The 15,247-nt window shown below is 30.5% G+C and carries 6 protein-coding genes and 1 pseudogene; 1 reads left to right on the forward strand and 6 read right to left on the reverse strand.

What is annotated here, in order from left to right; genetic code table 11:
- Positions 1-118: 118 nt before the first annotated feature.
- From WG945_RS00170 to WG945_RS00195, 6 genes are all read right to left on the reverse strand, one after another.
- Positions 119-2,149 (reverse strand): endonuclease, encoded by a 2,031-nt coding sequence (locus tag WG945_RS00170; protein ID WP_082864174.1) that lies wholly within the window; start codon positions 2,147-2,149, stop codon positions 119-121.
- 33 nt (positions 2,150-2,182) lie between these two features.
- A complete protein-coding gene (locus WG945_RS00175) occupies positions 2,183-4,393 on the reverse strand; it encodes an endonuclease (protein WP_068448561.1) in 2,211 nt (736 codons plus the stop codon).
- An 86-nt stretch (positions 4,394-4,479) separates the two neighbouring features.
- On the reverse strand, positions 4,480-5,691 hold the full coding sequence (locus tag WG945_RS00180; protein ID WP_068448560.1) for an RsmB/NOP family class I SAM-dependent RNA methyltransferase: 1,212 nt from the start codon (positions 5,689-5,691) through the stop codon (positions 4,480-4,482).
- Between the two features lie 413 nt (positions 5,692-6,104).
- Entirely contained in the window at positions 6,105-7,058 is a 954-nt protein-coding gene (locus WG945_RS00185) for a T9SS type A sorting domain-containing protein (RefSeq protein ID WP_068448559.1), read from the reverse strand.
- 305 nt (positions 7,059-7,363) lie between these two features.
- Complete coding sequence (locus tag WG945_RS00190; RefSeq protein ID WP_068448558.1) at positions 7,364-11,866, reverse strand: GEVED domain-containing protein; 4,503 nt, start codon at positions 11,864-11,866, stop codon at positions 7,364-7,366.
- 617 nt (positions 11,867-12,483) lie between these two features.
- Entirely contained in the window at positions 12,484-14,877 is a 2,394-nt protein-coding gene (locus WG945_RS00195) for a T9SS type A sorting domain-containing protein (protein WP_068448557.1), read from the reverse strand.
- Between the two features lie 70 nt (positions 14,878-14,947).
- Here WG945_RS00195 and WG945_RS00200 point away from each other — a divergent pair.
- Positions 14,948-15,118: pseudogene (locus tag WG945_RS00200) on the forward strand (T9SS type A sorting domain-containing protein); the annotation flags it as partial.
- Between the last annotated feature and the right edge of the window lie 129 nt (positions 15,119-15,247).

A 15,247-nucleotide genomic window follows, 5' to 3' on the forward strand; every position in this document is an offset into this window, starting at 1 on the left:
ACTTTTTTTCAATTTAATACTAATGATTTAATTTACTGAAATTTAAGAGTTATTCACGAGGTTATAAACCAAAAAAAAAGACCGCCGAAGCAGTCTTTTTTTTAAGATAATGTAGTAATTAATTCTTTATCAATTTTTTTGTTATCGATTGATTTTCAGATTTTATTTTCACTAAGTATATTCCTTTCGTTAAGTTAGAAGTATCTATGCTATTGTTGTTAGAGTTAATAGTCGCTTTTTTAATCAACTTTCCTAAAACATTGTAAACCTTAAGCTCTGCACTTTCTGTTATTTTAAAATAAACCTTATTACCGTCTGTTGGGTTTGGGTACATTTTAAAAGAGTTAAATAGATCTTCGCCTGTACTTAAAGTAGAAAAACAAGTCCAAGTTAAATCGTCTATGATTACACGATCACCTCCAGAGCTAGATTCATTTAGAACAACAGTTACATCACCAGAAATATTAATATCTGAAATTGTTGTTGTTTGAATTTCATCACCATAAGGTAATGTACCTACTATATTTCCGTTCACTAAAACATCTAATGTACCAGAACCTCCTGTAAAAGCACGTAAAGTTGAAGCTGTTAAACTTCCTATTCCGCCTGCAAATGTAGATGAAGTAAGTGAACCCGTTTTACTGTCTCTAACATCAAAAGCAATTGCTCTACCATTTAACTCTTGATCTGTTCTAGCCAAAGTAGCAGTCCATTCTAGTCCATTATCACCCGTCCAAGTTCTGGTAGAATATGAACTATCGTTAGTTGGCATCAATTCAAAAGTTTCTTCACCACAAGATGTTCCAGTATTTTCTGTTCCTGTTATCGCTTGTACAGTTTCTGATTGTTCAGAAACATTGCCTGCAATATCTTTTGCAGAAATAGTTACATTATATGTAGTTGATGCCGTTAAGCCTGTAACTTGGTATTCTGTACTTTGTACTGTCTCTTTTAAAGATCCATCTATAAAAATATCATAACTAGCTACACCTGAATCATCGGTAGAAGCTGTCCAGTTTATTTTAAAACCAGAACTAATTTGATTAGAAATAGTAATATCTGTAGGTACTGATGGAGCTGTAACATCTGATAATGTGGTCGCATTTTCAGCTACAGATTGAGCTGATTTATTATCTGCAATATCTTTAGCTAAAACAGTAATACTATAAGATGTATTTGGTGTTAAACCCGTTAAGGTGTATGTTGTTGTTGCTGTGTTACCTTGTAATACACCATTAGCAAAAACTTCATATCTTGTTACAGCTTCATTATCTGTAGATGCCGTCCAAGAGGCGTCTATAGTTGAAGTGGTAATATTGCTAAGAGAAATATCTGTAGGTACTGTAGGAGCTTCTGTATCTGGAGTTAAATAGATTCCCCAAGAATCTAAAGCATTATCTCCTCCCCAAATTCTAGTAGCTAAGTATGCATTGTCTATAAAAGGATTTCTATTTCCTTGTGCATACGTTTCATTAGAATCATGATACGTATTTCTTTGTCTTTCAAAATCTGATACAGGATCTTCTACGTTCCATTCTAAGAATAAATCGATCATTTCATCGTCTGGTCCAACAAGATTTCCAACACCAACACCGGTTGGTTTACATTGGTCAGCATAACGAATGTACATGTACATCATCATTCTAGCAACATCACCTTTCCATTCGTCTCCAGGATACCATCCTCCAGAAACTGGACCAGCATTACCAGAACCATCTGCAAATCTTAGACTACTTCTTTGAGCATTAAAACCAACATCAGATGGACGTAAATGATGTGCATCTGCACCAGGTCCAGCAGTACCTAGATTAGGCGTTCCTAAAGACTTTGCATAGGTGTGTTCTCTATTCCAATCATTAGAACCACTTCCGTTTTCATAAATACCTCTTGTTCTGGCAGTTGTGCCAGATGTAGAATATCCATAAATTAATAATACTTCTTGGTCATTTTCTGGGTTGACATCTGTTGCTTGTAAAGCTGGCCAACCATAAGATAGTATGTTTGTATGTGCTGCTATTGTTTTAACTGCTAACGCTTCTTTTAGTTCTAGTTCAGATTTTGTTAAATCTACATCGTCATAATAAGATTCTGCTTGCGCATTCATTAAGAATGAAGAGAATAATAAAAGTATAAGTAATGTTTTTTTCATGGGGTTTGTGTTTGTTAAGTTTAAAAAAATGTATTATTTTTTAATTAATTTTTTAGTGATAAATTGTTCTTCAGAATTAATTTTAAGGATATAAACTCCTTTTGATAAATCTGAAATATCAATAGAGTTTTTACTTTTAGTAATTTCTGAGGTTGATATCAATTTACCTAATACATTGTAAATAGTAATTTTTGCCTCTTTTGTAACACTAAAGTAAATGGTACTTCCATTTGTTGGATTCGGAAACATTTTAAAACTTTCAAAAGTGTTTTTAGTAGTTGTTAAAGTACTAGTATGGCTACCCAAACCGTCTGCAGTATTTGCAGGGAAAGGTGTCCATTCACCTTGTAAATCAAAAGTTGTATTTGGTGCACTGATATCACCATTTCTTCTTAATGTTTTGTTTACTGCAAAATTAGCGCCGTTACCAAATTCTCCTATAATATCTATTAATACGTTATCTTTAAATAAACCAATGGCGTCATTACCTGTAAAGTTTACAGGTTGCCCCCAGTTCGTTTCTTCAATAACTGGTTGTACTAAATCTACCTGACCAATGGTATTTGTTTCTGAATAAGTTTGTAATTCAGGAATTGAGTTCTTTCCATTTCCAATTACAAAAACATCTCCGGGAACAATATTTTTAACAGTTCCGCTATCTAGTGCTAGTGGAGATACCCATTCGCCAGTATCATTTCTATCTAGTTTTATTACATAACCAGATAAACTTACTGTACCTCCAGTTAAATTAACAATTTCTAATGCTTTGTTTGTTCCTCCGTCACCTTCAAAATATTCAGAGAAAAATAATTCTGAAGCAGAACCTCCAGATGCTCCATCTGTTGTTGTTGCATTTACGGCAGTACTTTGTGCCGATTTATTATCATCTTTATCTTTTGCTAAAACCGTTATACTATAAGTAGTAGATGTTGCTAAACCAATAACAGCATAAGTAGTTGTAGTAGAAGTTTCTTTAAAGGTTCCATCAATAAAAATATCATAACCAGCTACTTCGTTGTTATCGGAAGATGCAGACCAGTTTATATTAAAAGAACTATCTGTGATGTCTGTAATGGTAACGTTTGTAGGAATTGATGGTGCTGTAGTATCTGCTAAGGTTGTACCGACCACTTCATTACTTGCTTCAGATTTGTTAATTAAATCTTTAGCAATTACCTTAAAATTATAAGTTGTATTTGTTTCTAAACCTGTAATAGAGGCAGAGGTAGCTGTTGTTGTTTGTTTGGTTAAAACATCATTAACATACACTTGATATTGTGCAACGCCAATATTATCTGTAGAAGCAGTCCAGGAAATATCTATAGAAGTTAAGGTTTGGTTGCTTAAAGTAACATTAGTTGGTGCAGTAGGAGCTTCTGTATCACTACTTGTATAAATTCCCCAAGTATCTTCTGCGTTTTCTCCTCCCCAAATTCTAGTAGCTAAAAAAGGGTTGTCTATAAATGGATTTCTGTTTCCTTGTGCATAGGTATTTGAAGTATTTTCATGATAGTTGTTTCTTTCTTTTTCAATATCAGAAACAGGATCTTCTCTGTTCCATTTTAAGAACAAGTCAATCATATCATCAGGCGTAAATTGAGAATCTCCAACACCAACATTTGTTGGTAAACATTGGCTACCATAACGCAAGTACATATACATTATAATTCTAGAAACATCTCCTTTCCATTCATCTCCAGGATACCAACCTCTTGTGTCTGCACCATCAGGACCATTGTAAGTAATAGAAGAACGCCCTGAGTTTCCACTATCTAATGCAAATTTGTAGTTGTTTCTTTCTGAGTTTCTATTTTTGTCTGCGGGTCTTAAATTATGTGCATCTGTTCCCGCACCTGGGTTGTCTGTAATTAAACTTGGGTTAGCAAGCGATTTAGAGAATACATGTTCTCTATTCCATACAAAAGTAGCACCTGTACCGGCATCTTGTAAAGAATTATCTCTAGTTCTGTCATTAGTAATATCACTATCAGAACCATTTTCCCAACCGTAAATTAAAACAACAGAGTCTGGCTCATCAATAACTCTATCTGTAATTTTAGAAGCAGCCCAAACACCAGGAGTATAGCTTAACATATTGGAATGTGTGCTAATAATCTTGGTTGCTAAAGCATCTTTTAAATTGATGCCTGTTAATTGTAAATTTACATCATCGTAATAATCTTCTTGAGTGTAGGAAGTTAAAGATGTAATTGTTAAAATAAAAAGAAGTAGTTTTTTTACCATAGATAATAAAATTAAGTTAAAAATAAGTACTTTCTTTTTCAGCAATTAAGGACTATATCAGCAATAAATATAGTCCTTTGTTTTTTTTATTTTCTTTCTAAAAGTGCCATGTAAAATCCGTCGAAACCAGAAATATGTGCAAGTACTTTTTTATCGGATACAAATGTAAAGTCTTTTCCTGCATCGGATGTTAAGAAATGATTAACTTGTTCTTGGTTTTCTGATGGTAATACAGAACAAGTAGCATACACCATTTTTCCGCCTGGTTTTACCATTGTAGAATATTGTTGTAAAACATCTTGTTGTATTTTCTTTATGTTTTCTATAAACTCTGGCTGTAATTTCCATTTAGAATCTGGGTTTCTACGGATAACACCTAAACCAGAACAAGGAGCATCAATTAAAACTCTGTCTGCTTTACCTTGTAATTTCTTAATAGGTTTTGTAGAATCTATAACACGCATATCTATGTTGTGTGCTTTATTTCTTTTTGCTCTAACTTTTAATTTACGCAATTTACTTTCGTAAATATCCATGGCAATAATTTGACCTTTATTTTCCATTAAAGCAGATAAATGCAATGTTTTACCTCCTGCACCTGCACAAGTATCAATTACTTTCATACCTGGTTTAACGTCTAAATAAGCAGCAACAAGTTGTGATGATGCATCTTGAACTTCAAAATAACCAGCATGAAAAGCTTCTGTTTTAAATACATTTGCTCTTTCAGGTAAAATTAAAGCATCAGGATGGTTTGGTACAAATTCTGTAAGTACATTTTCTGCTCTTAATTTCTTTTGAAGTGCGCCTCTAGTAATGTTTAGCGTGTTTGTTCTTAAAATTACACTTGCTTGTACATTTAAAGCTGCAATTTCTTTAGTCCAAACTTCTTCACCTAATTCTTTAGAACACATTTCATCCATCCAATCAGGTATAGATTCCCTATACTTTCTTGTTTTAGATAATTCAGCAAAACGCCCTTTTATTCTTCTTTCTGGTACATCACCAATTTGATTCCAATCTGGTAATGCAATTCCTCTTAGAATACACCATACAGAGAATAATCTCCAGATATTGTCTCTATCATAAGGCGTTTTTACTTCTGCAATTTCGCTATATAAACGATTCCAACGAACAATGTCGTATATGGTTTCTGCTACAAATTTACGGTCTCTTGCTCCCCAACGTTTATCTCGCTTTAAAGCTTTTTCTACTGCTTTATCAGCATAAACACCTTCATTAAATATATCTCTTATGCTGTCAATAACTGCAAAAGTTAAGTTTCTGTGTAATCTCATTATTTCTTTTGAATATAATGCACAAATGTACAAAATCTGCCTTACGAATCATTAGTTTTGATTCATTTTTAACTTTAGATAGGTTTTAATAAGATTCAGTATTATTTATAGTGTTTTGTGTTTTCTTTTATTAATGGTAATTGTTGTCATAAATGAATCTGTTTTAAATAAAACAAAGGAAAGTTAAATAGATATCGATCTAACTTTCCTTTGCTATAAGCAATTATTTAATGACTAATTTTTTTGTACTTTTTATGGTATAAATACCATATGATACGGCTAAGATAATTAGTGTTAAAATGCCAGTTCTATCTCTAGACCTGGAGGTGGGTTGATTGGGGGAGTTTGGATGAGTGCAATCATGAGTTGAGTTAGGTTGTTTAGTTATTGGTTGTGTGTCATTTATTTATTTATCAAAATAGCACTTTCTTATTTATGATGCCTTTATCTGTATTTAACCTTACAATGTAAATACCCGTTGGTATTTGATTATTAATTGCTAATTGGTAAGAGTTTTTTAGTTCTTTAATTTCCCAAAAATTGGTTTTTTTACCAAGAATATTATATAAGGCTACTTTATATATTGTTACTTCTGGGTTTTTAGAAATAATTACGTTTTGATTTTTATTATCAGCATATATAATTGTTTCTTTCATTAGTGTATTTCTATCTACACTTAGTGCTTCAGATTCTTTAAAAGCTAAAACAAAACGTTCTGTGCAGACCCCTTTATCTAAGGTTATATTGATTTTTCCGTTTTCTAAGTTATAGGTGTTTCCTGTAAGTTTATCTTTTATATAAATGTCTCTAGAAACATTTTGAATTTGATCTAGCATTAAATTTACTTCTCCAGAATAGCCCATCGTTATTTCTAAAGGAACTTCTAAATCGTCAGATATTTCTTGTACACCAGTAATTACATATTTTCTATGATCATCAGAAAATTTCCAATAGATATGCGTGTCATTTGTTTCAAAAGATTCAGAGTCATATCCTTTCTCATAATCAAATGAATTTGATTCTTGAAAAGAAACTGCTATTTGACTATGTAATAATAAGTCATCTGTATTTTTATACTCAAATCCTAACTTAATAATTGGTAATAATTCTGCAGTGTTTGTTGTTTTTAATTTATTAGTCCTGTAATTTTTTAAAGGACTTTCTATTGTACTTAAAATAGGAACGCTTTCTTCACACAGTAAAGATGCTGTTTTTATAGGTGTTGTGTTCGCATAAGTTTGTGGAATGAACAACAATGATAGGGTTAAGGTTAAAAACAAGATTTCTTTTTTGTTTGTGAAGTATTGAGTTTTAAAAAAATCAGATACTTGAAAAATTAATTCTAATAGGTTTTTATCTTTATTCATTTTTTTGGGGGATTAAATTAAATAAATATTGTTTAAATATAATAAAATAATGTTTATTCTGGTTGATTTTTTGAGTATAAATCATTAAATATTGTGTAATTATTGTATATTCTTTTAAAAAATAGATTTTTGTTGAGAATTTAATAATAAAAAATATTGGTTTAAAAAAATGCATAAACACTTGAAGTATTCAGTGTATACTTTAAGAATTAACTATTTATTTGAAAGGAAATTTTAAACAAAAAATAGCTGAATAATGATAACATTATTCAGCTTTAATTGATAGACTTTATTCTTTTTAATGCTTATTCTATAATTACTTTTTTATTTATGTTACCTTTATTAGTGTCCATTTTTACAACATAGATACCTGTTGGTAATTGTTTGTAGATGTCTAGTTGGTAATCATTTTTTTGTTCTTTAATATTCCAAAGGCTTATTTTTTTACCTAAAATATTAAATAACGCTACGTTATTAATTTCTATGTCACTGTTTTTAGAAATTACAATCTGGTTGTTTTTATTGTCTGTGTAGATGTTTGTGTTTTTTGCTAGTATATCGTTTTCAACATCTAATACAGTGCCTGTTTCGTTCGTAAAGGTCAAAACAAACCTATCAATGTAAGTGCCTTTTTGTAGTTGAAATGCAGCGCTAGCATTATTTATTTTTTGTGTTTTACCCGTAAGTTTGTCTTTAATGAATACATTTTGATTGATGTTACTCTTTTCATCGATACGAATAGTGATTACACTATTTTTACTAACAACAATTTCTAAAGGTATTTCTAATTCATTAGATATTTCTTGTACACCAGCAATTACATAATTACGTTGATCATTCGGAAACTTCCAATAGAAGTCTGTAGAATTCATATCGTACATTTCAGAATCGGAGCCTTTGTCATAGTCAAAAGAGTTTTCTTGATTAAAAGAGATTCCTATTTGACGATGATAATTGTTTCCTACCTCATTAGAGTAGTTCATGCCTAGTTTTAAGATAGGCAGGCTAGAGTTATCAGTTTTTTCTGTTGTTTTCTTTTTATCACTTTTAAAAAATACAGATTCTTCAGATTCTTTTGTAATATATGCTCTTTGACTATTGTTAAAAATAATTTTACCTTTCGTGTTACTACCTTCTACAAAAAAACCTTGTCCTATTGCAATATAAGGCTCTGGAGCTTTGTACTTGTCTGCATAGCTAGTTCCTCCTGTACTAGGAACACAATCAATTTCACCATTCTTATTTATAAGTGTTATTTTGTCTATTTTAACACTAGATTGATCATTTGTAGAGGTTAGTGTAATATCACTACCTGCTGCTACACATAAAGTTAATACTTTATCAACATAATTATTATTTGTATTCGTAAAAGTAATATCACCTTTCTCGATGTCATTTACTTTTAGTTTTAAAACTTTGTCGTTAGTACTAGCATAGGTTATTATTAAAGTATCTATTCCGTTAGAAATATTATTAATTTTTAGGTAGTCATATTCATTTAGTGAAACTGCACTAATAGTCCCCGAATTAATTATAAGTCCATTATGTTCTGCTTCTTCTGCTTCTAGTAATATCTCTACAGGATCATTTGAATTAGCAACATATGCATTTGTAGCCATATCTTTATTTTGAGACGCATATCCACCTATATACCCTCCAAAGTTATGACCAGCTGTTCCATTGGTAGACTCTTCACCAACGTGTTGCCAAAAATATAACGTACCTGTGGTAGTATTTATATTGTCTTGAATAAATTTTCTAGCATTCATGGCGGACGGAAAAGGGTTTCCAATTAAATAAGATTCTCCGCTATTAATTTCATTTACGGTAGTAAAACTACCATCATTAGGTGTACCTACAAATGTGTAGTTTTGTATTTGTCCGGGCCCCTTAAATATATATCCATCACCTTTATTTATGGTTCCGTTTTTATATTTATGTTCCCAGTTAGATCTTCCGTTGCTTCCAGCAGCGTATGTATAAATCCAATAATCTGCTAGTTTAAGAAGCCCTTCGTTATAAGAACCATCATAACCAGAAACAAAATCAATTTCTTTAGGCTCATTGGCATTGGTACCATCTTTAAAAACTGTTTCTAGTGTATAAGTATTTTCACCTATGGTAGTAACAGGAGAACTCATATAATTATAACGATATTTACTAGGGACTTCAGATTCTTGATTTACAAATAGTTTTCCGTTACCAGTAATTTTAGTCGAATTGGTATGAGTTTGTACTAGTTGTGAGTTACCTAGTAAACGAATGTTTCCGTCTAATTTTATGTTGTTATTCACAACGAGTAAATTATCTGTTATTGTTAATTCTTTACTAAGATCTACTTCTAGTTTTCTAGCGCTTAGTTTATTATTTATGTGATTATAATTTTCATCTATTTGTACATAACGAGATCTATCCGGATATCCATTATCCCAAAGAGGTAGGGTTTCAGTAGAGTTTGTAGTTGTTTTACCAATTCTATGTAAGCCTAGTAAGGTATTTGCTTCTTTAGAAGAATTAAATACCTCTGAAATTAATGGAGCTTGTGGATGTCTGCTTATACTGATAATATCTGCACCAGATCCAGATTGATAGGTGGCGATATCATCATCTATAAAAGTTACCCATTCTTCGGAATCGTAATTTTTGTTTGGCTTTAATACTTCGTCTATTCTTACTAAAGAGGTGTTGTCTTTAATTGAAGTGACAACATCATACCTATTTTCCCAGGCTGTTGCATCAATTTTTTTTGTAGTTATTATAATATCTTTACTATCACTAAAATCTGTAATTGCAGCTTGTTCTATTGCTAAGCCATTTATAGCAGTAATTTTAGAACTTGGTTTTTTTATCAATACTGATGCTCCTGGAGCTATTTCTGCATTTATGTAAAAAGTTGAAGAAGGTTTAACATCTGTTAGGTCTCCTGACACATTTTTAAATAATGCCAAAGCAATTTTGTTTGCAGGTATTGTTTCTGTGGTGTTTGTATTTGTAACTTCTATCCATCTGTCTGTTGTATCATAATGAAGCACTTGCGTAATCATAGCAGATTCAAAAGCGGTGTTATCAGTAGGACCAATGTAAATGTCGTAATCTTCAATTTCTCCTCTTTGACTACCAAAATTACATGCAGAAGTTGGAGCTGAAGTGTGTTTAATACTTACACGTAATCTTGTTTTACCAAGGGTAGCAGTTTCTGGTACTAAAATATCTGTAAGTGCTATATTAAAAACACTATTAGAATTTCCTGAACCAGGATTGGATGTGCTAAAAACTTTATCCTCAGAGTCAGAAAAATCACCATTATTATTATAGTCTATCCAAACTGTAACAAATGTATCATTATTAGGGTCTCTAGTATACGTTATTTCTCCAGAAAAAGTTTCTCCTGCAACAATATTTGTTGAGACATTTTTATAATATTTGTATACATCAGCATTTTTATCACTAGAATTATTAATGTTACCAATCTTAACATTAGAAATGTAGTATCTGGAGTCCTTATTCACATCTACGTCGTCATTACAATATTGTACTTCTACTGTTGTAAAAGTGATAATACCTGTAAAATCATTACTACAAGTAGTAGCTGTTTTAACTTGTACGTCATATTCTAAACCATCATCTAAACCAGTAATCTTTTTATATTTTAAGCTAGAAGTAGTTTCGTTCCAATCAGTAGTTCCTTTTAGGCGATGTTGTATTATAAAAGGGCCTTCATCTTCAGATTCCCAGCGAACTATAGCTGTGGTTTCACTAATATTTGTTATTGAAATGGTAGGTGTTGCTGGATTTTTTATTGTAATATTTTGTGTACTAATTTTAGTAGTTGTTCCATTATTAAATATCCAATCTATTTTATAAGTACCTGGTGTTTTAAAAGAGATAGGATCTGTAGTTGTAGCTGTAATTTCTTGATTACAATTAAGGTTCATTACAGGTGTAATTGCTGTATAAGAACAATATTCTGTTATATCTTCTAGAGTAGGAGTAACAAAGTTTCCAGTATAAGGTTTTACGTTTACAGTAGTTGTAGACGTAGCTTTTAATCCATCTGAATCTGTTACAGTTAAAGTAACTGTAGATGGTGTTGAAATATCGTTACAATCAAAAATATACTTATCTAATGAGAATATTAAATCTAATCCATTTGAACTGTCAAAAGCATCATAGGAACCATTGTTAATGTCTTCTGTAGTTATAGTTGCATTTCCAAGAACATCTAAATTAAGATCTATATTGTTAATGCTTTTTGCAATTGGAGCTTCTGCAACATCTTTTATATAAATATCGTAATCTTCTGTTTCTCCAACTTGGTTTTCTGCATTACAGGCATCACTTAAATTATTTCTATTGATAGCAATACGCATTCTAGTTTTACCTGTTTTAGCAGTTGAAGGTATGTTTATTTGAAAATTTTTTATGATACCGTCTGAACTGTAAGGTTCGGAAACGGTGTTAACATAAACGACTTCTCCTTTGTCTGAGAAATCACCATCGCTATTGAAATCAATCCATATCTTTAGTGTACTTTGATTGTTGTTTTGTACATTATACCTAACAGAAGCAGCATAATTTTGCCCTAGATACACATCTGTAGATGTAGACAAAGTATTGTAATATTCATATACTTTGGCAGTATTATTAGAGTCTTGAAATAGGTCCCCAAAACTGACCTTACTTATAAAGAACTCTTTATTGTTATCTGTTTTAGTAGGTATACAATATGAAGATTGAGCGTTGCTATTATTGATTATAGCGCTTAGTAGTACAATACTAAAAAGGATATGTTTTTTTAGATTAGGCATTTTTATATGTGATAAACGAAAGTTATTTTTATTTTTTGTAGAATAGAATTGTTCTATTCTAAATTTTGGAATAGAACATGTGTTGTTAATAACCTTATAGCAAAACAATACTTTAGTAGTACTGATTGTGCGTTGTAAAATTTTTAAAAACTTTTAAAAGAGTAGTTGCTTTCTGTTGTTAACTATAAGTTACTGTAACTTATAAAATAATTTTAAATTATTTCATGTTAAGCAGATTTTCTTGTTAACGATAAATACTTTTGCTATTTTAAATCTTAGCAGTAAGAGGAAATTGTCATTTAATATAGAACGAGTTATTTCCCTAAATAAGTACGTTCCTTTTAAATGTAATAACATAAAAGAAAAATTTGAAATGCAAAATTAGTTGTTTTTTTATAAATAGAGTTACTAATAATTGTTAAAATATATAAAAAAAAACATACTCACAATATTGTTTTATAGAGGTTTAATTATTTTTCTTTTTATAAAATTAAATTAGTATTGCAGAGTATTATTTTGATATATTTTATAAAAAAAAACACCCTATTAAAATTATTTTAATAGGGTGAAATTAATTTACTCTTTAAGTATAAAGTGCAAGTAATAAATTGGTGCTACTACTCAAAAAGTACTTTTTTATTTATGTTACCTTTATCTGTATTCACTTTTACAATGTAGACGCCTGTTGGTAATTGTTTATAGATGTCTAGTTGGTAATCACTTTTTTGTTCTTTAATATTCCAAAGAATTACTTTTTTACCAAGAATATTAAATAACGCTATGTTATTAATTTCTACATCATTGTTTTTAGAAATTACAATTTGGTTATTTTTATTGTCGGCATATACATTTGTATAGGTAGACAATAATTCGTCTTCAATACTAAGAACCGCGTCTTGTGCAGTGGTAAATGCTAAAACAAATCTATCTGTATAAGTACCTTTTTTTAATTGGTATGTAGCACTAACATCATTTATTTTTTGTGTTTTACCTGTTAATTTATCTTTTATATATATGTCTTGATTGATGTTTTTTATTTCATCAACATTTATAGTAATTATACTATTTTGGTTGACAACAATCTCTAAAGAAACTTCTAAATCATTAGAGATTTGTTGTACACCAGCAATAACATAGGTACTGTTGTTGTTAGGGAATTTCCAATAGAAGTCTGTAGCACTCATGTTATTCATTTCAGAATCATATCCTTTTTCATAATCAAAAGAGTTTGCTTTATCAAAAGAAATACCTATTTGACGATGTAAATTATTTCCTTCGTTATTAGAATAATTCATACCTAATTTTAAGATTGGTAAGCCAGAATTTGATGTTTTTTCCGTTGTTTTCTTTTCACTTTTAAAGAAAACAGATTCACCAGATTCTTTTGTAATGTATTCTCTTTGACTATTGTTAAAAACAACTTTTCCATTTGTTGTATTCCCTTCAATGAAAAAACCTTGTCCAACAGCAATATATGGTTCTGGAGTTTTGTATTTGTCAGTGTATTCTTCACCACCTGTATTCGGAGCGCAAGAGATTTGTCCGTCTTCATCTTTAAAAACTACTTTGTCAACAAAAATACTATGGCCATCACTACTAGAAGTCAATGTAACATTACTACCAGCTTCTATACATAAAGCAATTTTAATTTCTTTATATAATAAGCCAGTGTTAGGAAATGTAATTTCTCTTCTGTCTGTATTGTTAATTTTAATTTTTAATGTTTTATCATAAAAAGATGCATAAGTTATTCTTAATGAGTCTACACCTCTAGAAATATTAGGAAACGTAATATGGTCTTCATTATTTAAAGAAATTACAGAGAAACCAATCATTGGTATTGATATTTCAAATCCATCTCCTTCAAGGGCATCTTCTGCTTCTAAGGTATAATTTACAGGTTCATTTTGGCTAGTAGCATTTGCTGCAGTAGCCATTGTTTTGTTTTGAGTAGCATAACCACCAATGTAACCTGCAAAATTATGCCCTGCAGTACCTTCATCCTCATCTTCTCCTACATGTTGCCAAAAGTATAGCGTTCCTGTTATTGAATCTTCGTTATCTTCTATAAATTTTCTAGCATTCATTGCAGAAGGAAAAGGATTACCAATTAAGTAAGATTGTCCTGCGTTTATTTCATTAATAGTATTAAACTCACCATCATTTGGTGTCCCTACAAATGTGTAGTTTTGTTCTTGTCCTGGTCCTTTAAATATGTAACCATCTCCTTTATTTATAGCTCCGTCTTTATATTTGTGCTCCCAATTAGATCTACCGTTACTGCCTGCAGCATATGTATATACCCAATAATCTGCTAAAGAAATATCAGTACCATTCACTGCACCATCATATCCAGAAACAAAAGTAATTTCTTTTGGAGTATTAGTTATTGTTCCGTTTCTAAGAACAGTTTCTAAAGTATAGGTACTTTCCCCTAAAGTAGTTACTGGAGAACTCATATAGTTGTAACGATATATACTTGGTACTTCAGATTTTTGATCAACAAAAAGTAAACCAGAACCCGATACTGTACTTAAACTTGTATGTGTTTGTACTAATTGAGAAGTACCAGATAAACGTATGTTTCCGTTTAATTCGATATTATTAGTAACTACTAATAAATTATTTGTGACTAATAATTCTTTAGAAGTGTCTATTTTTAGTTTTCTAGCACTTAATATATCTGTTGTATGGTTGTAATCTTCATCTATTATAACATAACGAGATCTGTCTGGAAAACCATTATCCCAAGTTCCATCTAAATTTCTAGTAGTTTCTTTAATTCTGTGTAAACCAAGTAATGTGTTTGCATCGGTATTAGAGCTTAGTATTTCTGATATTAATAATTCTTGCGGATGTCTTCTTTGGATAATAGCTGTAGATATTGCACTATTTACTACATCATAAGTAGCTATTGCATCATCTATAAATACACCCCACTCAGCAGCGTCATAATCTTTATTAGTATTAGTCGTTTCATCTATTCTTACAAATGATGTTTTGTTGGTCATATTTGAAATAACATCGTATCTGTTTGTCCATGAATAAGTTCCTGATAAAAATGAGCATGATTTAGAGCTAAAGAATGTGAAATTATATAATCTTTTAGGACAGAAAATTGGTCAATGGAATAACTTAGATCAAAAAGCGAAACAACAAAGATTAAAAACAACTAAATTATCTGATGCTATCTACATTATTAATATAGAAACAGATAAAGGTAAACTTTCAAAGAAAGTTGTATTAGAATAAATTGTTGAGGTTTATTAGTTATTTTTAAATAGTTCTATTAATTTTTATTATAAAAATTAATAGAACTATTTTTTTTAGAAGAGTTTGGTTATTAATTAAAAAAAAAAGACCATTCTTATCTTCAAAAAT

It is taken from the genome of Polaribacter atrinae (assembly GCF_038023995.1).
Taxonomy (GTDB): domain Bacteria; phylum Bacteroidota; class Bacteroidia; order Flavobacteriales; family Flavobacteriaceae; genus Polaribacter; species Polaribacter atrinae.